General features: G+C 68.7%; 23 protein-coding genes and 1 pseudogene. 14 read left to right on the top strand and 10 right to left on the bottom strand.

What is annotated here, in order from left to right:
* Positions 1 to 19: 19 nt before the first annotated feature.
* Both TY25_RS02315 and TY25_RS02310 read left to right on the top strand, forming a co-directional pair.
* On the top strand, positions 20 to 1072 hold the full coding sequence (locus TY25_RS02315; RefSeq protein ID WP_042253771.1) for a LacI family DNA-binding transcriptional regulator: 1053 nt from the start codon (positions 20 to 22) through the stop codon (positions 1070 to 1072).
* A 20-nt stretch (positions 1073 to 1092) separates the two neighbouring features.
* Positions 1093 to 1362: a hypothetical protein gene (locus TY25_RS02310; protein WP_042253756.1), complete on the top strand. Its 270-nt coding sequence runs from the start codon at positions 1093 to 1095 to the stop codon at positions 1360 to 1362.
* Position 1363: 1 nt separating this feature from the next.
* On the opposite strand, the gene TY25_RS02305 is transcribed toward TY25_RS02310, so the two are convergent.
* Together TY25_RS02305 and TY25_RS40280 are read right to left on the bottom strand one after the other, a co-directional pair.
* Positions 1364 to 1720 carry a hypothetical protein gene (locus TY25_RS02305; protein WP_042253754.1) on the bottom strand — a complete coding sequence of 119 codons (357 nt, stop codon included), beginning with the start codon at positions 1718 to 1720 and terminating at the stop codon, positions 1364 to 1366.
* A gap of 71 nt (positions 1721 to 1791) precedes the next feature.
* Positions 1792 to 3375 (bottom strand): lipase family protein, encoded by a 1584-nt coding sequence (locus TY25_RS40280; RefSeq protein WP_081868628.1) that lies wholly within the window; start codon positions 3373 to 3375, stop codon positions 1792 to 1794.
* A gap of 136 nt (positions 3376 to 3511) precedes the next feature.
* Here TY25_RS40280 and TY25_RS02295 point away from each other — a divergent pair, with 136 nt between their 5' ends.
* The 3 genes from TY25_RS02295 (at position 3512) to TY25_RS02285 (ending at position 6372) form a co-directional block, all read left to right on the top strand.
* Positions 3512 to 4174, top strand: coding sequence for a TetR/AcrR family transcriptional regulator (locus tag TY25_RS02295; RefSeq protein WP_042253752.1), 663 nt, complete (start codon positions 3512 to 3514; stop codon positions 4172 to 4174).
* 143 nt (positions 4175 to 4317) lie between these two features.
* Entirely contained in the window at positions 4318 to 5535 is a 1218-nt protein-coding gene (locus TY25_RS02290; protein WP_042253750.1) for a cytochrome P450, read from the top strand.
* Positions 5536 to 5541: 6 nt separating this feature from the next.
* The gene (locus TY25_RS02285; RefSeq protein WP_081868627.1) at positions 5542 to 6372 is read left to right on the top strand and encodes a VC0807 family protein; all 831 of its coding nucleotides are present in this window, start codon (positions 5542 to 5544) and stop codon (positions 6370 to 6372) included.
* Between the two features lies 1 nt (position 6373).
* Here the strand turns inward: TY25_RS02285 and TY25_RS02280 are convergent, their stop codons facing one another.
* From TY25_RS02280 to TY25_RS02265, 4 genes are all read right to left on the bottom strand, one after another.
* Positions 6374 to 7036, bottom strand: a complete 663-nt coding sequence (locus TY25_RS02280) for an MspA family porin (RefSeq protein ID WP_042253746.1) — start codon at positions 7034 to 7036, stop codon at positions 6374 to 6376.
* 47 nt (positions 7037 to 7083) lie between these two features.
* Positions 7084 to 7752, bottom strand: a complete 669-nt coding sequence (locus TY25_RS02275; RefSeq protein WP_042253744.1) for an MspA family porin — start codon at positions 7750 to 7752, stop codon at positions 7084 to 7086.
* 185 nt (positions 7753 to 7937) lie between these two features.
* On the bottom strand, positions 7938 to 8519 hold the full coding sequence (locus TY25_RS02270) for a hypothetical protein (RefSeq protein ID WP_146153966.1): 582 nt from the start codon (positions 8517 to 8519) through the stop codon (positions 7938 to 7940).
* A gap of 84 nt (positions 8520 to 8603) precedes the next feature.
* A complete protein-coding gene (locus TY25_RS02265; protein WP_052382747.1) occupies positions 8604 to 9251 on the bottom strand; it encodes a maleylpyruvate isomerase family mycothiol-dependent enzyme in 648 nt (215 codons plus the stop codon).
* Between the two features lie 76 nt (positions 9252 to 9327).
* On the opposite strand from TY25_RS02265, the gene TY25_RS02260 reads away from it, so the two are divergent.
* Both TY25_RS02260 and TY25_RS02255 read left to right on the top strand, forming a co-directional pair.
* A complete protein-coding gene (locus TY25_RS02260) occupies positions 9328 to 9765 on the top strand; it encodes a MarR family winged helix-turn-helix transcriptional regulator (RefSeq protein ID WP_042253741.1) in 438 nt (145 codons plus the stop codon).
* 184 nt (positions 9766 to 9949) lie between these two features.
* Complete coding sequence (locus TY25_RS02255) at positions 9950 to 10636, top strand: LGFP repeat-containing protein (RefSeq protein WP_042253739.1); 687 nt, start codon at positions 9950 to 9952, stop codon at positions 10634 to 10636.
* A gap of 72 nt (positions 10637 to 10708) precedes the next feature.
* Here the strand turns inward: TY25_RS02255 and TY25_RS02250 are convergent, their stop codons facing one another.
* Both TY25_RS02250 and TY25_RS02245 read right to left on the bottom strand, forming a co-directional pair.
* Positions 10709 to 11827, bottom strand: coding sequence for a serine hydrolase domain-containing protein (locus TY25_RS02250; RefSeq protein WP_042253737.1), 1119 nt, complete (start codon positions 11825 to 11827; stop codon positions 10709 to 10711).
* Between the two features lie 70 nt (positions 11828 to 11897).
* A complete protein-coding gene (locus TY25_RS02245; RefSeq protein WP_042253735.1) occupies positions 11898 to 12764 on the bottom strand; it encodes an AraC family transcriptional regulator in 867 nt (288 codons plus the stop codon).
* 118 nt (positions 12765 to 12882) lie between these two features.
* On the opposite strand from TY25_RS02245, the gene TY25_RS02240 reads away from it, so the two are divergent.
* From TY25_RS02240 to TY25_RS02230, 3 genes are all read left to right on the top strand, one after another.
* Positions 12883 to 13524, top strand: coding sequence for a hypothetical protein (locus tag TY25_RS02240; protein ID WP_226887319.1), 642 nt, complete (start codon positions 12883 to 12885; stop codon positions 13522 to 13524).
* 169 nt (positions 13525 to 13693) lie between these two features.
* A complete protein-coding gene (locus TY25_RS02235) occupies positions 13694 to 14698 on the top strand; it encodes a zinc-binding dehydrogenase (RefSeq protein WP_042253730.1) in 1005 nt (334 codons plus the stop codon).
* Positions 14695 to 15741 (top strand): RNA polymerase subunit sigma-70, encoded by a 1047-nt coding sequence (locus TY25_RS02230; RefSeq protein ID WP_042253728.1) that lies wholly within the window; start codon positions 14695 to 14697, stop codon positions 15739 to 15741. The genes TY25_RS02235 and TY25_RS02230 overlap by 4 nt, the downstream gene beginning before the upstream one ends.
* Here the strand turns inward: TY25_RS02230 and TY25_RS02225 are convergent.
* Positions 15725 to 16432, bottom strand: coding sequence for a cupin domain-containing protein (locus TY25_RS02225; protein ID WP_029898208.1), 708 nt, complete (start codon positions 16430 to 16432; stop codon positions 15725 to 15727). The two genes, TY25_RS02230 and TY25_RS02225, sit on opposite strands and share 17 nt — an antisense overlap.
* A 175-nt stretch (positions 16433 to 16607) precedes the next feature.
* Here TY25_RS02225 and TY25_RS02220 point away from each other — a divergent pair, with 175 nt between their 5' ends.
* Positions 16608 to 17678 (top strand): NADAR family protein, encoded by a 1071-nt coding sequence (locus TY25_RS02220; protein WP_042253725.1) that lies wholly within the window; start codon positions 16608 to 16610, stop codon positions 17676 to 17678.
* Positions 17679 to 17696: 18 nt separating this feature from the next.
* Here the strand turns inward: TY25_RS02220 and TY25_RS02215 are convergent, their stop codons facing one another.
* On the bottom strand, positions 17697 to 17996 hold the full coding sequence (locus TY25_RS02215) for an ArsR/SmtB family transcription factor (RefSeq protein ID WP_370466253.1): 300 nt from the start codon (positions 17994 to 17996) through the stop codon (positions 17697 to 17699).
* Positions 17997 to 18185: 189 nt separating this feature from the next.
* Between TY25_RS02215 and TY25_RS43585 the strand changes: the two are divergent.
* The 3 genes and pseudogenes from TY25_RS43585 to cbiQ all read left to right on the top strand — a co-directional run.
* Positions 18186 to 18836: pseudogene (locus TY25_RS43585) on the top strand (energy-coupling factor ABC transporter permease); the annotation flags it as partial.
* 33 nt (positions 18837 to 18869) lie between these two features.
* Positions 18870 to 19256 (top strand): PDGLE domain-containing protein, encoded by a 387-nt coding sequence (locus TY25_RS43580; protein WP_201773624.1) that lies wholly within the window; start codon positions 18870 to 18872, stop codon positions 19254 to 19256.
* On the top strand, positions 19257 to 20018 hold the full coding sequence (gene cbiQ / locus TY25_RS02205; RefSeq protein WP_042253720.1) for a cobalt ECF transporter T component CbiQ: 762 nt from the start codon (positions 19257 to 19259) through the stop codon (positions 20016 to 20018).
* Positions 20019 to 20029 lie beyond the last annotated feature (11 nt).

The following is a 20029-nucleotide window of genomic DNA, read 5'->3' as shown; positions in this document are numbered from 1 at the left end:
CCTAGGGGAGTTGTCCGGCATGCCACCCAAAGCGACCATGAAGTCCGTTGCGGCGGCGGTGGGGGTTTCGCTGTCGACGGTCTCGAATGCCTACAACCGGCCCGAGCAGCTCTCGGTCGCGGTGCGGGAACGGATTTTCGCGGCGGCGCGGGAACTCGGCTACACCGGTCCCGACGCGGCGGCGCGGACGCTGCGCGGCCGGCGGGCGGGCGCGATCGGCCTGATCCTCACCGAAGAGTTGTCCTATGCGTTCTCCGACCCGTTCGCGGTCGGGCTGCTGGCCGGTTTGAGCGAGGTGGCCGAGCGCACCAGTACCGGCCTGCTGCTGATCCCGTTGCCGCGCTATGAGTTCGGCGCCGACGAGCAGGCCATCCGGGAGTCCGTCGAGGCGGTGCGCAATGCGGTGGTCGACGGCGTGGTGGCCTACTGTGTCGACCCGGATCATCCCGCGCTGGACGTGGTCGCGGCCCGGGGCCTGCCGTTCGCGCATTCCGACGACGAGTTTCCGGGTCGCCGCGTTGTGATCGACGAGGCGGCCGCGACCAGGGCGGTCGGTGCGCATTTGGCGAAACTCGGCCACACCCGGGTGGCCGCGGTCGTCGACTGCGGCCGCGACGCTCCGGGCGTGCGCGAGATCAGCGACCTGTCGGTGCTCTACAACAACGCCCGGCTGCGGATCGGTGGCCTGCGCGACGGTCTCGGCCCGGATGCCGAGATCACCGTCGTCTCCGGCGGTCACAACTCGGTCGACTCCGGCATCGCCGCTGCCGAATTGGTATTGGATCGTCGCGACCGCCCCACCGCGATCGCCGCGATGGGCGACGTGCTCGCGCTGGGTGTCCTCGAAGCCATGCGGCGGCGCGGACTGACCCCGGGGCGCGATATCTCGGTCACCGGTTTCGACGACATCTCGGCCGCGGAAACGGCCGGCCTCACCACGATCAGGCAACCGATCCGGATGAAGGGCCAGTTGCTCGGGCGCATGCTGCTCGACCCCGGCTACACCGAGGAGCGAGTCGTGCTGCCCACCGAATTGATCGTCCGCGCCAGCACCGGACCGGTGCGCGGCTGACGATCCGGAAAGGAATGACAATGAATCCTGTCGCGGCCACCATGGCCGTCAAAGCTGTTCGTGCGCAAGCCGGCTCGGCCCGGCCAGGCGCGCCGGTGGTGCGCGCGGAAGCGGCACGGAACTCCCCGGCCCGGCGCTGGATCACCGCCTATCTGCGCGCGTCGGCGCACCGGCGGACGTCGCTGGCCGATCGCCTGGACCACAGCCGGGCGACCCGCCCAGCCTCCGCCACCCGATCGCTCGGTGTGGTCGGTGGTTGCCCGGGCGGCGCGTCCACCTGTACGCCCTGAGCTACAGCACGGCAAGAACGAGGGCGGCCAGCAGTGCCAGGCCGAAAGCCGCCAGGACGGCGAGCGTGAGCGCGCGCAGCAACCCCGGCCCGACGGCTCGGGCGATGAGGTAGCCCGCACCGCCACCGAGCGCGGCGAGCACGAATCCTTCGCCTTTGACCAGGTAGAACACCGATGCCAGGGCCGCGTTGCCCGCCTCGCCGAAGCCCTGCGCGTGGTCGCCGAACGGGATCGGAAACCGGTAGACCACTCCGACCAGGGCGGCCGCCACCGGGGCCGACAACACACCCGTGATCAGACCCCAGGCCGCCACCGCCCACAGCGCGGGCAGGCCCAGCCGTTCTCCTTCGATCCCCATGCACGCCCTCTCTGCTCGCCAGGTGTTCGTTCAGCGCAAGGCTCCACTGTAGGGGTGCGGGTAGCGGCGAGTCAGCACCTCCCGAACAGCCAGTAACCCGGCTGGTCACGGGTGGGCCGCGCACAGAAGGCGCGCACCGCGTCGACGAGTTCGGCGACGCTCACCGCACCGTCGCCGTCGCGATCAAGGCGAGCGAAGATCTCGCGCGACTCGGCTCGGGAGAGGTTGCCGCCGAGCAGGATTCGATCCAGCTCGGCTGGTTGGAGCAGGCCGTCCCCGGTATCGGCGAGATCGATGACGGCGCGCGCCAGCGGCTCGATGTCGTCGGCGAACTCGGCGCCGGAACCGCGCCAGGCGGCGAATTCGGCTGCGCTGACCCGGCCGTCGCCGTCGGTGTCGGCGGCCGCGCGGACCGCGTGCCACAGCGCGCGGTACCCGTGCCGGACGGCCTGGGCCTTGGCCGAACCGGGTGGCTCGCCGGCCGCCTGCACCAGGCGCAGGGCGAAGGCGTCGTAGTCGTCACGGGTGAGGAAACCGTCGCCGGTGCGGTCGAGCAGCTCGAACCCGCAGCGCGCGGGATCGGTCGCGCCGGTCGGCGGTCGCTCGAGCACATCGCTTGCCCACGTGCGGATTTCGTCGAGTCCGGCGGTGAGCATCGCCGCGTGCGTGGCGTCGGGGTATACGGCGTAGGTGAGTTCCGAGCCGGTGTCGCGCAGCTCGGCGGCGAACCGCTCGACCACCTCGAGCGGAATCACCTCGTCCACGCCGCCCGCGGCGAGGAACAGCGGCCGATCGAGGCGGGTGAGCGGGACCCGGCACGAGTCCAGGACCGCCGCGATCAGCGGACGATCCACCAACAGGTCGGTCGTGCCGATGTGGTCGTTGGTCGCGGTGGAGATCGCCTTGAACATCTGGCCGAGCGAGGCGTGCGCGGCGAACTCGACCATCGCGCGGCCGGCCGGGGTGAGGAACGCGCGCGCGTCGAAGTCGGGACGCCCGGTGCGCAGACCCGCGAGCAGGAACGGCACGAAGATGGTGAGCGGGCCGGTGCCGTCGCTGGTCTGCAACTGAATGATGGTGGTGGCGTGCACCGGTGGCGCCAGTGCCACCGTGCCGCGGAAGTCCAATTCGGGCGCGTACCTGGTGGCCGCGATCGCGGTGAACAGGGCAGCGTGCCCGCCCTGCGAGAAGCCGACGACGATCCACGCGGTGCGCAGCGGGTGCGCCAGCTGGTGCGCGGCGCGCACTGCGTCGATCACGTCGTCGAACACCGCCTCCCCGTTCAGGTATGGATGGGGACCCGGCGTCGCCAGACCTTCGTAGTCGGTCGCCGCCACCACCCACCCGGCGGACAACCAGGCCCCGACGTGCGACCGTTCCAGCTTCGACAGGCCCGCCCGGGACGGTGCCGTGGCATCGGCGAGCCCGCAGGTGCCGTGCGCGTAACCGACCACCGGCCAGCCGCCGGGTGGCGCGGCGCCCGCGGGCACGAACACCGAACCGCCGATGGTGCGGCGCGTGCCGTCGTATCCGATGCTGCGGTAATGGATCCGATAGCAAACGGCGCTGCCGGCGGGCCACAGCTGCTCCGGTAAGCGCTCGTGGTGGAGCAACGTGCCAGGTGCCCGGTCGGCTCTCGCCGATCTCCCGCCCATCACCGACCTCCGTACAGATACGAACGCACCAGCGGATATCGCGGCCGCGGCAAGCTGCCGGCAACGGCTGCGCCAATTATGTCGCGCGGCCCCGCACCGGGTCGGCGGAATCGGGAACCGGACCTAAGGTGAGGCAATGGTCTCGACTCCTCAGCGGCGGCCGCGCGCCGACGCGGTCCGCAATATCGAGCGCATTCTGGGTGCCGCGCGGGCGGTGTTCGCCGAGCACGGTCCCGACGCGCAGTTGAGTGCGGTCGCTCGGCGTGCCGGAGTGGGTGAGGCGACGCTGTATCGGCATTTCGCGAACCGGGACGAATTGATTCACGCCGTGCTCGCCCGGCGCTTCGACGAGGCGATCGCGCCGGTGACCGCCGCGGCATCGGACACCGCGGATCCGTGGCAGGCGATGGTCGACATGCTGACCGTGGTGCTCGAGGTGGCCGCGGACGAGCAGCGCACGATCGCGGCCGCGCAGTCGCCGGATATCTTCACCGGATTGGCCGCACAATATTTCGAGGCGTTCGGTGTCGTGTTGCGGCGGGCGCAGGACGCGGGGGTGGTGCGCGATGATCTCGTCGCCGCCGATCTACCCCGGCTGACCACAATGTTGATCGGCGCGCAGCGGCTCGGCGGCGCCGCCGACGCCATGTTCCTCGGGATGGGCAGTGCGGGACGGGGACCGGGTGAGGGGTGGCGGCGCTATCTCGCACTGATGCTGGACGCGATGCGGCCCGCCGCGGCTACCGCGCTGCCACCGTTCGACGCGGCCGCTGCCACGGAATCACCCCGCGACCGTTGAGTTTTCGCTGATCAACGCGGTCTGCTGCGGGTGTAACGAGAGTCGACTCTCACTTGTGCTACCTTCGGGTCAGCGGCACAAGTGAGAGTCGACTCTTGCTTATCTGTCGCGATCCTGCGTGCTGAGTGAATGGGATTCGATCGATGACGCACACCGCCTCCGTACCGTTCTATCGACGACGAGAAGGATTCGACCCGACCGCCGAACTCGTGCGGCGCCGCGAAGTCCGGCCGGTCAGCCGGGTCGAGCTGCCGATGGGGCCGGTGGCCGTCCCGGTGTGGCTGGTCACCCGCTACCACGATGTCCGGCAGGTGCTGAACGATGCTGCGATGTACAGCAATTCGTTCGATCGCATGGCCGAGCACCTCGCCGAGCTGCTCGGTGCCCAAGCCGCCGCGCGGATGGCCGACGTCGCACCCGGACCGCTCGTCGTCGCCGATCCGCCGGAGCACACGCGTCTGCGCCGGGTGCTGACCCCCGAGTTCACGGTCACGCGGATGCGCAGACTGCAACCGCGCATCGCGCAGATCGTCGCCGAACATCTGGACGCGATGGCCGCGCACGGCTGCCCGGTCGACCTGGTCCAGAGCTTCGCGCTGCCGGTGCCGTCGCTGGTGATCTGCGAGCTGCTCGGCGTGCCGTACGCCGACCGCGCCGAGTTTCAGCAATGGGGCGCCGCCCAACTCGATCGGTCGTTGAGCCACCTCGAACGTGCTGCGGCCGGGGCCGAATCCCGCTGGTACATGGCGGAACTGGTGCGCAGGCAACGAGCCGACCCCGGCGAGGACTTGCTCGGCATGCTCGTTCGCAAGCACGGCGCCGCCCTCTCCGACGCGGACCTGATCGGTATCGGCGTGCTGCTGCTGCTCGCCGGGCACGAGACCACCGCGAGCATGCTGGCATTGAGCACCCTGCTGTTGCTCGAGCATCCGGATCAGTGGACGCTGCTGCGCAACGATCCGGCGAGCACGGATCGGGCGGTGGAGGAACTGCTGCGCTACCTCTCGATCGTGCATCACCCCGGTATGCGAACGGCACTGCGGGACACGGTGATCGGTGACCAGCCGATCGCCGCGGGCGATATGGTGCTCTGTTCGATTCCCGGCGCGAACCGCGACCCTGCCCTGGGGCCCGGCGGTGACACCTTCGATATTTCCAGGAAGCCCAGCGGTCATCTGGCTTTCGGTCACGGTATCCACCACTGCGTCGGTGCACCCCTGGCCCGCTTGGAACTGCGGATCGCGCTACCGGAACTGGCCCGCCGGTTTCCCGCGCTGCGCTTGGCCGTCGCGCCGGACGAACTCGTGTTCCGAGCGGATTCCATCGTCTACGGCGTGCAATCGCTGCCGGTGCGGTGGTAGTGGCGCATGCGAATTCAGGTGGATCGGAACGCGTGTATCGGGTCGGGGAATTGCGTGCTCGCCGCGGCGGCGGTGTTCGATCAAGACGACGACACCGGCCTGGTCCGGCTGGTGGCGGAGCGACCGGCGGCAGGGCACAGGCTCGCGGTCGAGGACGCGGCGGACCGCTGCCCGGCCGGCGCGATCACCGTGGTAGATAATGAGAGAGCAAGTCCGGCAAAGACTTCCGGGACACTGGTCGTCAAGACGATCGTGGTCGACGTCGGGGTGCCGTACGCCGCCTATCTGGCGCTGACACTCGCGGGGGTCTCCGATGTCGTCGCGCTCGTCGCCGCGGGCGGTGCGTCGGCGCTGCGGGTCGGGGTGGGCTATCTGAGGCACCGACGGGTGAGTGCGCTGTCGGTTCTCGTGCTGAGCCGATTCGTGCTCGGCGTGCTGGCCGGACTATTGACCGGCAATGCCACGGTCGTGCTGCTCAAAGATCCGATCATCACCGCCGTGATGGGCGCGGTGATCCTGGTGTCGCTGGCGCTGTGGCGGCCGCTGACCTATTACATCCGTAGGGATTTCGTTCCGGACGGACTCAGCTGGGACGAAGCCTGGCGGCAGTCGCGGGCTTTCCGGCGACAACACCGCACCGTCGCCGCGGTATGGGGTATCGGCCTCATCGCGGAATCGATGGTGCGGGTCGCGCTCGTGCTCACGAGCCCGGTGCAGGTGGCGGCGGTCGCGTCGCCACTGGTCGGCACCGGGTGCATCCTGCTGCTGTTCGCGTGGATGAACTGGCATGTGCGGGTCGGCGAACCGATGAAAAGGCAAGCGCCAGTGGATCGATGAGTCAGCCGATGCTGAAGGGCCGGCCCCACAGGGTAACCACCGAATTCACCGTGGCGGTGGCGACTTTCACCCGGACGAAGGCGCGGGCTTGGGCGTAGCCCGCACAGCCGTGCACACCTATGGTGGAATCGGCCCAGGTGACGCTGCCGCTCGTGCCCTTGAATTTGTTTCGGGTGCTGTGCGATTCGTTGCCGAAGTCGTCGGCTTCTTCCTGGTCGAGCAGATACAGGGATTTGGCCTGGCCGGGACCGAGGGTGAGGTTGCCGCCCGCCTTGCCGCCGATCTCCGGTTTCTTGCCCTCCCAGTCGGTCTTGGCGTCGACGCCGCCGTTCACGCCGCCGCCTTTGAGGGTGACCTGGCAGCCCACCACGTAACCGGGATAGATCTTGCCGCCGACCGCGTCGGAGCCGGACAGTTCGACCTGTGCCGAGCCCGACACCCACGCGTTGCGGTGGACGGGGGTGGCGCCCATGGACGGACTGATGGTGGCGGATTCGCCGACCAGCCGGACCGTCAGCACCGTGCCGTCCGACAGCGTCTTGGTGAGTTCGCCGCCGGGCAGCGCGACGACGGTGTCGGCGTGGGCGGCGGTGGAACACAGGCCGAGGGCCGCGGTCGCGGCGACGCCGGTGGCCAGGCGTGCCACGGCAGTGCGATTGATCATCGAGATATCCTTGGGTCTAATGCTGTTGCGCGAGTGGGGCTTCAGGGTCAGCCGATGCTGAACGGCTGGCCGTAGAGAGAGACCTTGGCGTAGTTGTCGCCGATGATCTCGGCCACCGTGTACGAACGCGCCTGGGCGTATCCCGCACACCCCTGGATCTGTATCTCGACGTCGCGGTACTCGATCGAGTAACTGCCGGGCCGCAGGATGTCCTTGCCCTCGATGTCGACGAAGCCCACCTGGCCGGGCCCGAGTTTCAGACCGATCGAGCCGCCCACCTTTCCGCTGGTGAGGTTGACGCCGGCGGACAAGCCCGCGGAAATGGCGTTGTCGCTGATGCTGACCTGGCAGCCGACGATATACCCCGTGCTGAGCCGCGACGCGCCGTGCGTCGAGGAGTTGTTCGTGCCCGGCGCGTTCTTGGCGCCGTTGTTGGGGCCGGGTTTGCCCTGCGGGGTCGTCGTCACGTCCGCGGTGACCGTCCCGGTCAGCCACGCTACGCGTCCGGCTCCGTTGGCCGCCAATGACGGCGAGACCAGCGCGCTTTCCTGCGTGCGACTGATCTTCACACCCGGGCCGAGTCGTTCCCCGTCCGGTAGCGGCACGAAGGTATCGGCATGCGCCGCACCGGTAGCCGACAATCCGAGCGCCACAGTCGCCACGACACCGAGCCCGGCAGCTCGCACGCCGCGGTTGCCCGCGCGAAATCTATTCATGCCTACCCTCATCACCTTGCAGGAGTGCGAATTATGCACCGCGAGAACAGGTCACCGCTCCGTCCGTGCGCCGGAGCGGCAACCGCGCTGAGCGTAGGCCCGCCCCGCCACCCCCGACCATCCCCCAACCGGCCGAACCCCCCATCCATCCGGCTGGTCAGTCCGGTAGTGGTCGAAGCTGCCCGCTACGGGGATAGTTCAGTACGCGGAACAATCGATGCCTCCATGGCGGGCGGCTCGGGTGCGGATGCGAGCCACTCGAGGTGCCCAGGAGCGGTATCCGCAAAGCTGCCCAGCGCCGCTTGTTCGGGCACAACGACTGTCCGGGTATCGATGCCGAGCTCTGCGCGCGCCGCCGTCGCGAACTGCGCTATCGCCTCATGGAGCTTGGCCCGGTGATGCAAACTCTTGGCGGCGTCGCCTTCGGTGAGGCTGCGGTCGAGCATCGTCACTGCCAGCCGACAGCGGTACGCCCACGCACGAACAGGCAGCGAACCGATGAGATTTATTTGCGCTCGGGCATTTTCGAGGATGTCGACCTGTTGGTCGAACAGCTCGCTGTCCCGGGAACGGCCACCGACGCGTCGGTCCAGTTGCAGCTGAAGTGCCTCCGCAGAACTGGCGAAAGCGCTGTACGGCGCGAGTCTTGAAGTCTTGATGTAATTCCGGGTGTCGCCGCGCCGCCGCCACATATCGGCCAATATGGGGCTGAGCAGCGACCCGAGCAAAGTGCCGGCGATTCCTGCCACTGCCACGACTGTTGTCATCGCGCACACCCCACGTCTTCACCAGAGCTGCCTAGCTCCGCGATAGATCATGCCACGAAAAGCGCTGGGATCACACGGTGCTGGTCAGGCTTGGTGGAGGGGGAGGCCTTCGGTGGTGAGGTGGTGGTGCAGGGCGGTGCGGCCGGTGACGAAGAGGAGCAGGGCTTTGCTGGGGCCGTGGATTTCGCGGCCGGTGCCGTGGGACCAGTCGATGTCGGTGGCGCACAGGCGGATGCCGTCGAGGCGGTGCCGAGGAAAGACCGGCCAGCCGATGGTGGCGGCGCGCTGGGTGGCGACGGCGGCGGCGAGTGGTGGCAGGTCGAGGGTGCGGCCGAGTGGGAGCGCGATGTCCTGGCCGTGCACCATCGTGTCGAACAGGATGTTGCGGTAGTTGGTGAGTTTGGGCAGGGAACGGTCGGCCGCGTGCTCGCGGATGCCCGAAACAAGCTGTGCGACAGGATGTTCGGCGTAGGCGGTGGTGAGCTGGTCGACCATCCGGTTGTAGTTGCCGCGCGCCCGGACCGCGGCGGTGAGCATCGTCCAGCTCGACGGGACCTGCGGGGTGAGGGCGAGATGCGCGGCGACGTCGCGGATGCGCCATCCGGCGCACAGCGAAGGGCTTTCCCATTCGGCGGCGGTCAGTTCGGTGAGCAGGTCGGCGATCGCGCGGCGCTGGGCTTCGATGACCCGCCAGCTGTCCTCGCGGTCCAGCGTGACTTGTTCGGTCGGCATGCCGCACCTCCCGCTAGCATTGGTCAGTGACTCTGACTAGTATCGTCAGTCTCTCGTACTAATGTCAAGGAGTGTGATGGCAGACGAGCAGCTCAACGTGGGTCTGCTGATGATGATCGCCTACCGATCGATGGAGAACCGGGTCTTCGCGGCACTGGCGGCGTCCGGCTACGGTGACCTCACCGTCGCGCAGGGCCGGATCGTCGCGCAGATCGGTGCGGAGGGCACCCGTCTCACCGAACTGGCCGAGCGGGCTCAGGTGACCAAGCAGACCGCGGGCTTTCTGGTCGACCAACTGGAGCGCGCCGGCTACGTGGAACGCGTCGCGGACCCCAGCGACGGCCGCGCCCGCCTCGTCCGGCTGACCGCGCGGGGAATAGCGGGGGCGACGTACGCGAACTCGGTCGCCGAGCAGGTGCAGACCGAATGGGCCGAGGAACTCGGAGCCGCGAGTATGCGTCAATTGCGTCGGACGATGACCCGGCTGCGCGCGATCACCGATCCGTACGCGTGAGTGGGCAACGCGGACAGCGGATTTGGTCCCTTCCCGGTCGCCCCCTGTCGAAAGTTCCCGGGCGGAAGTAAAATGGAGGCATTATCCGGGGGCATAAGGAGGGGCCATGTCATCTGGTCCGCGAATTTCGAAACATGGTCGGCGTAGCCTCGTTCGAGCAGCCCGTGCTGCCACCATTGCGGCGGTGTTCACCAGCTTCGCCCTGGTTCCCGCCGAATCCGCCGCGCAACCCTATCCGATCTACGGCGCGATCCGAATCGAATACGACGCGGCCGGTGGCGTCGCCTTCTTCGGTATCGCGGTGAACCCGGAGTCCGACGCTTCCCGCGGCGGGCGCTGGCAGGCGTTCGAGAAGGACAGTTCGATCTATTGGCACCCACTGGTTTCCGACGGGCATGCCAATCAGATCGGTGGTGCGATCCGCGCCAAATGGGGCGAACTCGGGTGGGAGGACGGTGCTCTGCGGTATCCGACCAGCCGGGAAATGCCCACCCGGAAACCGGGGCGTTTCAACCACTTCGAGGGCGGCACCATTCATTGGTCCCGGGCCACCGGAGCGCACAACACCTGGGGCGCGATCCGCGACAAGTGGGCGACGCTGTCCTGGGAGGACGGCCGGCTGGGGTTCCCCGCCACCGACGAATTCCGGGCCAAGAACAACGGCGCCGGCCAGCATTTCGAGGGCGGCTCGATCTACTGGTCGGCCGATACCGGCGCCCGCGTGGTGGTCGGCGCGATCCGCGAGATCTGGGCGAGCCAGAACTGGGAGAACGGCCGCTACGGGTACCCGATCAGCGACGAGTACGACTACAACGACGGCCGCGCCCAGGATTTCCAGGGCGGCCGCATCGAATGGCAGCCGCCCCGCTGACCGAGCCGGTGCGCACCCACTCGGTCGATCGGACGATGATTTACGCCCTGCGCGTCCTGGTCGCCGGTCGGGTCAACCGCCGAGCGCGAGTTGGGTGAAAGCGTGCAGCGCGAAGTCGATGGGGTGCGGTTGCGGATTTTGTGCGGAATCGAGTTCGTTCCACCGCTGCATGTTCACCGCCAGCGCCAGCTGCCGTTGCCCGTCGGCGCTGATCATGGCAATTGCCCCGCTGCCCCAGGCAGAGCCGTCGTGACCCCAGAAGACGCCGTGACCGGGCACGGTCAGCTTGTGCAGGCCGAGACCGTAGGTGACGGTCTTGCCCTCGAACGAGATGACCGGAACGGTCTGCTGCATCTGTGCCAGTGCCGACGGGCCGACGATCTCGCCCGCCAGCAGGAGCCGATAGAAGCGGTTCATATCCGCGACGGTCGAGATGAGCGAGGCGGACGGGCCGACCCACGACATGTCGAAAACGCTGAAATCACGCGGCGGATCGAACATGCCGAACCACGCCTCGTAGTGCAGGGCATGCGGACCGGTGAGGTAGGGCTCGGTGGGGAGCTCGGTGTCCGGCAGTCCGGCGCGTTCGATGACGTCACGGGTGATGCACTTCTCCGCGGACAGACCGCTCACCAACTCCAGAAGTTGGCACAGCAGAAGATAATTCGTGTTCGAGTACACGCCGGGTGTACCGCCGGGAGCGCCGACCGCGGGCGCACCGACACCCAATTCGATCAGCTCGACCGGATGGAAACGGGTGAACCTGTTGTCCTCCAGGCTTTTCGGCGTTGTTTTGCCGACGGCCGGGAAGGCGGCGAGCGACGGATAGGCCAGCGGCAGGTATTCGGCGAGTCCGCTGGTGTGGTTGATCAGCATCCGCACGGTGATCGCTGCGCCGCGCGTGCCGGGAACCAGGTGCGGCAGATAGTGGCCGATCGGTGTGTCCAAAGCTATTTCGCCGTTTTCGACCTGTTGTAACACCGCGGCGGCGGTGAAGGTCTTGGTGATGCTGCCGACCCGGTGGCGCATCTCGGGGGTGACGGGCCTGCCGGTGGCCAGGTCGGCGACTCCGGCTGCGCCGCGCCAGGTTCGGTCACCGGCCCGGACCTCGGCGAAGGCGCCGGGCAGTCCTGCGGCGTGGACGGCGTCCAGGGCTGCTTGCAGTGCCGCGGGATCAAAAGTGTTGTGCACGGCTTTCCTCTCGTTGTCGAAGGGTGACGCCCCGGGCGGCGATCGGACGACCGCACCGGGACGAACACCACTATCGATCGAGCGAGGTCGCGCGGTATTGGAAGAATTTTCCCCAGGCCTGGTACCGGTGCCGCGCGATGGTAGGCAGGTAGTGAGTCTGCAACGCCCCGGGCGTATCGGCGGCGAAGATCGATACGTCGCGGCACAGGTGGGCCTGATCGGTGTAGCCGGAATCCACCGCGACCGCGGCGGCGGGACGGCCGGCGAGCAGGCCGTCGACCGCGTACCGGAACCGGGCCAGCATCGCCGCGCGCTTGGGCGTCAGCCCGATCTGGGATTCGAACCGCGCCCACAGTCGCTTGTGGCTCCAGCCGAGAGCTTCGGCGAGCGCGCCGATCCGTACCTGTCCGCGCGCGGCAAGAATGCGGTGCCAGCCCGCCAGTACCTCCGGATCGAGCGTGTGCGATCGCCGGTCCTGCTGCGCCAGAAACGATTTCGTCAGAGCGAAACGCTCGTCCCAGTTCGGGGCGGACGCGAGCTGTTCGCGCAACTGCCGGGCGCGCTGCCCCCACAGATCTTCCAGGGCGACGGCGCCGCGGCCCAGCTCGGCGGGCGACACGCCGAGCAGCGAATACGCTCGCAACGGCGAGAGGCGAAGCTCGACGCATTCGGCGCGTGCGCTGTGCACCCGCATCGGGTCGAGGGGGAGCCCGGCCACGAAGCTGTCGAGGGTGCGCCGCCCGCTCGCGTCGTCGACGAGCACTTCCTGTGTCCCGAACCCGATCACTACGGTGATCGCCGTCGTCCCCGCGACCCGCAGATCCAGCCCGCTGCCGTCCAGATCGCGGTATCCGATGATCGCGGCCCCAGGCGGCGCGGCCGAGGCCGCGAAGTCCCAGCTCGGTTGGGGCCCGCGGCCGACGTGCACAACTCTCACGCGTTCAGGTTACGCATCGCCCGATGGGCGCGTTTCGGCTCATTGATGCAGGTTATGCATATCTCGGTGCGGCGCGGGTAGGCGGTAGGAGCAGTTACTTCGACGAATGGAGGCTCTGATGAACGTCGATGACAACGTTGCTGCCGACCGCGGCCCGGCCCTGCGGATTCCCCGCAGTCGCGGCGCCCTCGGCGGGCTCGCGGTGCTCTTGCTGGGAATCTGGGGCGCGCTGATTCCGTTCCTCGGACCGTACTTCGATTTCGCGTTCACCCCGGACGACTCGTGGGTGTGGACTTCGGCGCGCGGCTGGCTCGAGGTGCTGCCCGGCGTGGTCGCGATCGTCGGCGGCTTCCTGATGTTGACCAGCCGGAATCGGCTCGTCGCCAGTTTCGGCGGTTGGCTGGCCGCGGCGGCCGGTCTGTGGTTCATCGTCGGTCCGTTCCTGGCAGATCTGCTGAACCTGGGCGCGCTCGGTGAGCCGGTCGCATCCTCCGATCTCAAACGCGCCCTCCTGCAACTGACCTTCTTCTACGGCCTCGGCGCTCTGATCCTGTTCTTCGCCGCGACCTCGCTCGGCCGGTTGTCGGTGCGCAGCGCCCGCGATATCGCCTTCGCGCGCCGCGAGGTCGACGCCCGGGCCATCCGTACGGACAACCGTGGCGCCGTGGTCGCGCCGGAACCGGTGCGCACGACCGACCGCCCCACCTTCGAACCTCAGCCCCGACTGCACAAGCCGGGCCTCGGCGGCGGGCACGCCTAGCCGATCGCCCCGAATATCCGGCCTCCGGCCCGACCTCCTCGGGCCGGTGGTCGGCATGCGCGCGACCTGGGCAACGATTCCTTTGCGCGGTGATCGAGGTCTACACAGGCGACGGATGCGGTCCGTCGCAAGTGGACCGCATGGAGCCGAGTAAAGGGAGCTGGTTGCGGTGAGTGTGCCGACCATGATGCGTGCGCTGGAACAGACGTCGCTGCGCGGTCCGCGCGATATGCGCGCGATCGCCGACGTGCCGGTACCGGTGCCCGGCCCGGGCGAAGTGCTGATCCGAGTCGACGCCGCGGGCGTCAATTTTGTCGATATCTCGCGGTCCTACGGCACCTTTCGCGGCGGCCCGCAACCGCCCTATCTGGCGGGTTTCGAGGCCGCAGGCGAAGTCGTGGCGCTGGGACCGGAGGTGACCGCGCCCGTGCCGGGTGCGCGCGTGTTCGGGGTGGGCGAGGCTGCCTTCGCCGAATACATGGTGCTGCCCGCGGCCGCGGTCCAGCCGGTGCCGCCCGGTTGGACCGCGGCAGAGGCCTTGGGCTTGGGCGTGAACTGGCCCACCGCCATTGCCGCGCTGCGGCCGTTGGGCCGCCTGACCGCGGGGGAGACCGTGCTGATCCAGGCCGCGGCGGGCGCGACCGGCCGGGCCGCGGTGCTCCTCGCCAAGCACTACGGCGCGACGGTCATCGCCGCCGCGGCGCCGGACAAGCACGAGACGGTGCGCTCGTGCGGTGCCGACCAGGTGGTGGACTCCCACAGCGCGGATCTCGCCGCGCAGGTGCGCGCGCTGACCGGCGGTAGCGGCGTCGATCTGGTGCTCGAATCCGCGGGCGGCGCCGCACTCGAGGCCGGCTTGGGCGCGGCACGACGGGTAACGGGTCGGGTCGTGGTGTACGGCCTGGCCGGCGGGACGGCCACGCTCAGCAACTGGGATCTGGTGTACCGTAACCAAGTTCATGTCATCGGGCTGAACATGGGCGTGCTGATCGAAGCCGCGCCGGATATTTTCGGTGCGGTGCTGGCCGAATTGTCCGGGCTCGTCGCCGCCGGTGTCTGCGCGCCCGCGCGCCCCATGGTGCACGATCTGGCCGACGGCCCGAAGGTCTTGGCGGCGTTGGAGTCCCGCGCCACTGTCGGCAAACTGGCACTGCGGCCTACACTCCCGGCATGACGACGTCGCGGACGCGGGCGGCGGACCGGGACCGGTTCGCCGCCGAGGCCGAGCGATTCCGGCGGGAACTGCTCGCGCACTGCTATCGCATGGTCGGCTCCGCCCACGACGCCGAGGATCTGGTGCAGGAGACCTATCTGCGGGCGTGGCGGGCGCGGGCCGATTTCGAGGGCCGCGCGTCGTTGCGGGTCTGGCTGTACCGGATCGCGACGAACGTGTGTCTGACCGCGGCGGCTCCGCGCGGGATCCGCGTGCTGCCCTCCGGCCTGGCAGACGCGTACACCGGCCCGCCCCGCGCGCCGAAACCCACGGCACCGGGGGAAGTTTCGTGGTTGACGCCGTTGCCGGACGCACTACTTGCCCCGGCTACCGACGATCCGGCCGCGGCCGCGATCGCCCGTGAGTCGCTGCGGCTGGCGCTGATCGCCGGGTTGCAGCATCTGCCTGCCCGCCAGCGTGCGATTCTGCTCCTACGCGAGGTGCTGGCGTTCTCCGCGGCCGAGACTGCCGAGATCCTCGGCACCACCACCGCCGCGGTGAAGAGCGGCCTGCAACGCGCTCGGGTTCGGCTGCAGGAGGTGGCGCCCACCCGCGAGCGACTGCTCGAGCCGACGGAGCAGCGGGCGCGTGCACTGCTCGACGGCTACATCGCCGCCTTCGAACACGCGGACGCCCGGATGCTCGAGCAGGTGCTGCGCGCGGACGCCACCCTGGAGGCCACACCGTTCCGCGATTGGTATGCGGGGCGGCGGCATTGCCTCGGCACGCTCGAAACGTACGTACTCGGCGATCCCGGTGACTGGCGAATGTTCGCGACGACGGCCAACGGCCAGCCCGCCGCCGCGGTGTATCGCAGGGACGAGCACGGCGTGATACGGGCGAACGGCATTGTCGTGCTTTCCGTTACGGCCGCCGGGATTGCCCAGGTCGTCGCGTTCCATGATCCCGTGATGCGCGCCGTTCCCGGCTTCCCCGACCTGCTGGCCCCGGGCGGCCGGTGTCGTGACGGCCGCCCGGGGTACTCGGCTACTTGTGGCGGGTGATCACCACGGGCTTGATCTCGGTGGGAACGTTGGCGAAAGCCGAGACCGGGATGCCGAACGACGCGGCGAGGACTTCACGGGGAAGTGAGTTCAGGGTCGCGACGATGCCGATATCGTCGTTGGGTTCCTTGGCACTGGTATTGAAGGTGACGAGAACATCCAAAGGTGTGTCGGCACTGGCATTTTCGAAGTAATGGAAATAGCCCTGCGGCGCGAAGACCAGATCGCCCTGGTCGGCCTCGAAGACGTCGTTGTGATAGGTCCCGTCCGGGTGCGTGCCCAGGATCGTCCACTTCGCCTTGCCGGAGATGATGTAGTTCAGTTCCCACGCCGAGGGATGCCAGTGCGGTTCCCGAATGCCGCCGCCCTCCAGGTGCACGAAGTACACCGACCCCTTCTGGCCTTGCAACACAGGGAAATTGTCCTCGTTCGCCCCCTGCAGGTACCCGCCGTCGAAGTTCGCCCGTTCGGCGGCCCGCAGCTTGAACAGGTGGGAGGCGTTGTTGAGATTGCTGTCGAGTGCGCCGTCACTCGCGAGCGCGGGTGGGTCGGCGGGGCTCGCCGCGGCCGCCCCGACCAGTCCGCCGCCCAGTGCGGCCGCGCCTACGGCGGCGACGCCGGTGCCGAGCAGCGCTCGACGATCCATCCCGCCGTTGTTGTTGTCCTGCTTGGCATTCGAGTCTTCTGACATATCGCCATCTCCTGATGCGCAAGAACCGAGTGATTGGGTAAGCACCTCTGCGATCTAAGTTAACCTTGCAACACTTCTGTCGCCAGGTGACACGCGTCATAATCCGGTAAGTCCGATTCGGTGCCGGTCTCGGCGGAACTGTTGCGGGTCAAGGACTCCCGTTAGGGTCGTCGGCATGACGGTCTTCAACCGCACCTACCGGGAAGTCGACGGCGAGCGCGTCGAGGGAACATGGCGGCACGCTTTCATTCGCAACGGCGACTACTTCCTGACCGATCTGAAGATCTACGCCGACGGCATGGTGGACTGCTGGGGTCTGGTGAACCTGACCGAATTCGCCGCGAAGGTGCGATCTGGCTGGGTCGCCACGACCTTGCCCGCCGGCGCGAAGGCCAGCGGGCACGAGCTGGCCCAGTGGACGTTCGGCGACCCGCACTCGTGGATCGACGCGGACGAGCTGATCGGCGAGGTCGCCGACGAGGTGGAGCGGCTGGCCGGGCGGCCCGACTCGCGCGCCCGCTGTCGGCTGGCCGTCGACACCTGTCTGGCCGAGCCGAACGAGCAGAACCGCGCCGCGTTGCGTGCCGCGTACCTGGCGATCCCAGCGCACCTGCGGGTGTACACGCTCGGCGACATGGATCGCAAGGACCGGCCGATCGTCGCGCTGTTCGACGACGACGAGCGGGAACGGGCCTGGGCCGTCGAGTACTTCGCCCGGTGTGAGCGGGAACGGGAAGCCGCCGCGCAACGCCGGGCAGCCGACGGACCGGAGGAGCCCCACGCACTTCCGGTCACCTTCGGCGGCGTCGGATATCCCCGCGGCTGGCCGGACGATCCGGGCCTGGAGGCGCTGCAAAACCGTTACCCCGCACCGATCGTCGTCGGCGGGACCACCTATCCCACCGTCGATCACGCGTATTGGGCGCTGAGCACGTCCGACGAGGCGGCGCGCGCCGATATCGCCGCCGCCGAGAACCCGTACCGCGCCGCGGAATTGGCTCGTGACCTACCCCTTCGGCCGGGCTGGTCCGACGCCCGGCTGGCCGTGATGACCGGCCTGCTGCGTGCGAAATTCCGGCAGCATCCGCACCTGGCCGACCTGCTGCTGACGACGCAGGACGCCAAACTCCTGTCCAACGAACACTTCTCGCGCTTCTGGGGGCCCGGCCGCGGCTGGGTCGGGCGGCTGCTGGAGGTGGTTCGCGCCGAACTCGCCGCGGAGCGCGCGGGCATCACCGATCTCTGAGAGCGATCTGCCACCTGCTCAGGGGAAGTCGTGCTCCATCGCCTCGCTCGCGTGGGTGGCGCCGATCCAGTGCAGGAGCCGGTGGATCGTGTCGTCGGCGAGCCGGTACCGCACGATCCGGCCTTCCTTGCTGCTGGCGACCCAGCCCTGCTGGCGCAGGATGCGCAGCGCCTGGGACGCGGCGGTGGCCGACATGCCGACGGCGGCGGCCAGATCACTGACGCTGATGTCGGGTGCGTAGTGCAGGCAGACCAGCAGGCGCAGGCGGTTGGCGTCGGAGAGCAGATCGAACCGGCCCGCCCAGTGCTCGATCGCCATGATGTCCAAACCGGACGCCGCGCGGCGCGCGTGCTCGGGATTCAACGGAGGACTTACTGCCACTCTTCTACTCTGCCACCTCGCCGATCGCCCTTCGCCGTGGACCGATCCGGCGAGCGAACACGTACACACCTGTTCATGTGAACACATGACCGCGTATTGTCTCGCGAGGTGAGCAGTACGTTGGCAATGCATATGAGCGACGGCATCGTCGATGTCCCGACCAGCGCCCTCTTCGCCGCCATCGCTGTCGCCGGACTGGCTTTCGCGGCCTGGCGGGCGCGCGCCGAACTCGACGAGCGGGCCGCGCCGATGGCGGGATTGGTCGCCGCGTTCATCTTCGCGGTGCAGATGGTCAACTTCCCGATCCTGCCGGGCGTGAGCGGTCACCTCCTGGGCGGGGCATTGGCGGCGATTCTGGTCGGGCCCTATGTCGGCGCGCTGTGCGTGGCGATCGTGCTCGTCGTCCAGGCGCTGCTGTTCGCCGACGGCGGGTTGAGCGCGCTGGGCACGAACATCACCAATATGGCCCTCATCGGTGTCGCGGTCGGGTATTCGGTCGCGCGCTGGCTGCTGCCGGTGCTTGCCGACCGCGTCCGTTCGGGGATCGGCATCGTCGCGTTCCTCGCCGCCTTCGTCGCAACGGTATGCGCCGCAATGGGGTTCGTGCTGGAGTACGCGATCGGCGGTGCGGCGGGCTCGACGGTCGGCGCGGTGGCGGGGTACATGCTGATCACCCATGCGCTGATCGGGGTCGGCGAAGGGATCATCACCGCGATCACCGTGGTCGCCGTCGTCAACGCGCGCCCCGATCTGGTCTATGTGCTGCGCCGGGTGCGGGGTGGCGCAGCGCCGGTGCGCGCGCGAGTGTCCATGACCGGATTCCTCTGGGCCTTCGCCGCGGTCGCGGTGCTGATCGCGGGATTGCTGTCCTATGTGGCCAGTTCGCAACCCGACGGCCTCGACGCGACCACGCAGCGCGGCTGCACGGTGGTGGATACCGAGGGTGTCGAAGAACTGCGCGGTGAATGCATCGCGCAGAACGCCGAGGAGCACCGGTTCGCGAATTCGCCGCTGGCCGACTACACGATCGACGGCGACGACGGACTCACCGGGTTGGCAGGCGTGCTCGGCGTGGCCGCCGCCTTCGCCGCCCTGTTCGCCGTGCTCCGGATGATCCGAGCGGGCCGGGCCCGAGGCCGGGAAGTCCGCGCGCACAGAGAGATACCAGACGAACGCGCGACGCCGGGATCGCCGTAGGTGCCCGGTACGAGCAATCGCCTTTATCTGCCCGGCGCCTCGCCCGCGCACCGAGCACCGGTCGAGGTGAAGATCGTCTGCGCGGTGCTGACCGTGTGCGCGGTCGTCGCGACACCGCGAGAGCTGTTCTGGCCCTTCGCCTGCTACGCGCTCGGGTTGATCGCGCTCTGGCGGTGGATCGGCGTCCCGGCGCGCTGGATCGCGCCGCGCCTGCTGATCGAAGTGCCTTTCGTGGTGCTGGCGGTGCTGCTGCCCTTCGCGGCGGGCGAGCCGCGCAGCTCGGTGCTCGGGCTGTCACTGTCCACGACGGGCCTCTACGCGGCCTGGGGCATCGTGGCGAAAGGGACTATCGGCGTGGGTGTTTCGCTGACGCTGGCGGCGACCACCGCGGTCCGGGAACTGCCCGGCGGATTGACCCGGCTGCGTGTCCCGGGCCTGATCGTCACCATCGTGGTGCTGATGCTGCGCTACGTCGATGTGCTGGCCGACGAGGCGGCGCGCATGCGGCTGGCCCGGATCTCGCGTGGTGACGACCCTCGCACGCTGCGCCAGGCCGGCGCGACCGCGCGCGGCGTGGGCAGTCTGTTCCTGCGGTCCTATGAAAGAGGTGAGCGGGTGCATCTGGCGATGCTGTCGCGTGGTTTCACCGGCGCGGTGCCGGATCTCGGTGAGCGGGCCGCCGGGCTGCGGCAGTGGCTGCTCGGCTGTCTGCCCGCGGTCGTGGCCGCCGGAATCTGCCTGAGCGCCTGGGTGGTTCGGTGACCTCGGCACCG

The sequence above is a fragment of the Nocardia brasiliensis NBRC 14402 genome (assembly GCF_000308475.2).
GTDB lineage: Bacteria > Actinomycetota > Actinomycetes > Mycobacteriales > Mycobacteriaceae > Nocardia > Nocardia brasiliensis.
This window is presented reverse-complemented; position numbering and strand designations above follow the sequence as displayed.

Excerpts from the sequence above, each read along its gene's own strand:
- TY25_RS02240 (WP_226887319.1), top strand. The coding sequence starts at position 12,883 with ATGAACGTCGATGACAACGTTGCTGCCGACCGCGGCCCGGCCCTGCGG.
- TY25_RS02315 (WP_042253771.1), top strand. The coding sequence starts at position 20 with ATGCCACCCAAAGCGACCATGAAGTCCGTTGCGGCGGCGGTGGGGGTT.
- TY25_RS02230 (WP_042253728.1), top strand. The coding sequence starts at position 14,695 with ATGACGACGTCGCGGACGCGGGCGGCGGACCGGGACCGGTTCGCCGCC.
- TY25_RS02265 (WP_052382747.1), bottom strand. The coding sequence starts at position 9,251 with ATGCCGACCGAACAAGTCACGCTGGACCGCGAGGACAGCTGGCGGGTC.
- TY25_RS02275 (WP_042253744.1), bottom strand. The coding sequence starts at position 7,752 with ATGAATAGATTTCGCGCGGGCAACCGCGGCGTGCGAGCTGCCGGGCTC.
- TY25_RS02260 (WP_042253741.1), top strand. The coding sequence starts at position 9,328 with ATGGCAGACGAGCAGCTCAACGTGGGTCTGCTGATGATGATCGCCTAC.
- TY25_RS02220 (WP_042253725.1), top strand. The coding sequence starts at position 16,608 with ATGACGGTCTTCAACCGCACCTACCGGGAAGTCGACGGCGAGCGCGTC.
- TY25_RS02295 (WP_042253752.1), top strand. The coding sequence starts at position 3,512 with ATGGTCTCGACTCCTCAGCGGCGGCCGCGCGCCGACGCGGTCCGCAAT.
- TY25_RS43580 (WP_201773624.1), top strand. The coding sequence starts at position 18,870 with ATGACCGGATTCCTCTGGGCCTTCGCCGCGGTCGCGGTGCTGATCGCG.
- TY25_RS02270 (WP_146153966.1), bottom strand. The coding sequence starts at position 8,519 with ATGACAACAGTCGTGGCAGTGGCAGGAATCGCCGGCACTTTGCTCGGG.
- TY25_RS02290 (WP_042253750.1), top strand. The coding sequence starts at position 4,318 with ATGACGCACACCGCCTCCGTACCGTTCTATCGACGACGAGAAGGATTC.
- TY25_RS02305 (WP_042253754.1), bottom strand. The coding sequence starts at position 1,720 with ATGGGGATCGAAGGAGAACGGCTGGGCCTGCCCGCGCTGTGGGCGGTG.
- TY25_RS40280 (WP_081868628.1), bottom strand. The coding sequence starts at position 3,375 with ATGGGCGGGAGATCGGCGAGAGCCGACCGGGCACCTGGCACGTTGCTC.
- TY25_RS02310 (WP_042253756.1), top strand. The coding sequence starts at position 1,093 with ATGAATCCTGTCGCGGCCACCATGGCCGTCAAAGCTGTTCGTGCGCAA.
- TY25_RS02225 (WP_029898208.1), bottom strand. The coding sequence starts at position 16,432 with ATGTCAGAAGACTCGAATGCCAAGCAGGACAACAACAACGGCGGGATG.
- TY25_RS02280 (WP_042253746.1), bottom strand. The coding sequence starts at position 7,036 with ATGATCAATCGCACTGCCGTGGCACGCCTGGCCACCGGCGTCGCCGCG.
- TY25_RS02285 (WP_081868627.1), top strand. The coding sequence starts at position 5,542 with ATGCGAATTCAGGTGGATCGGAACGCGTGTATCGGGTCGGGGAATTGC.
- TY25_RS02215 (WP_370466253.1), bottom strand. The coding sequence starts at position 17,996 with ATGGCGATCGAGCACTGGGCGGGCCGGTTCGATCTGCTCTCCGACGCC.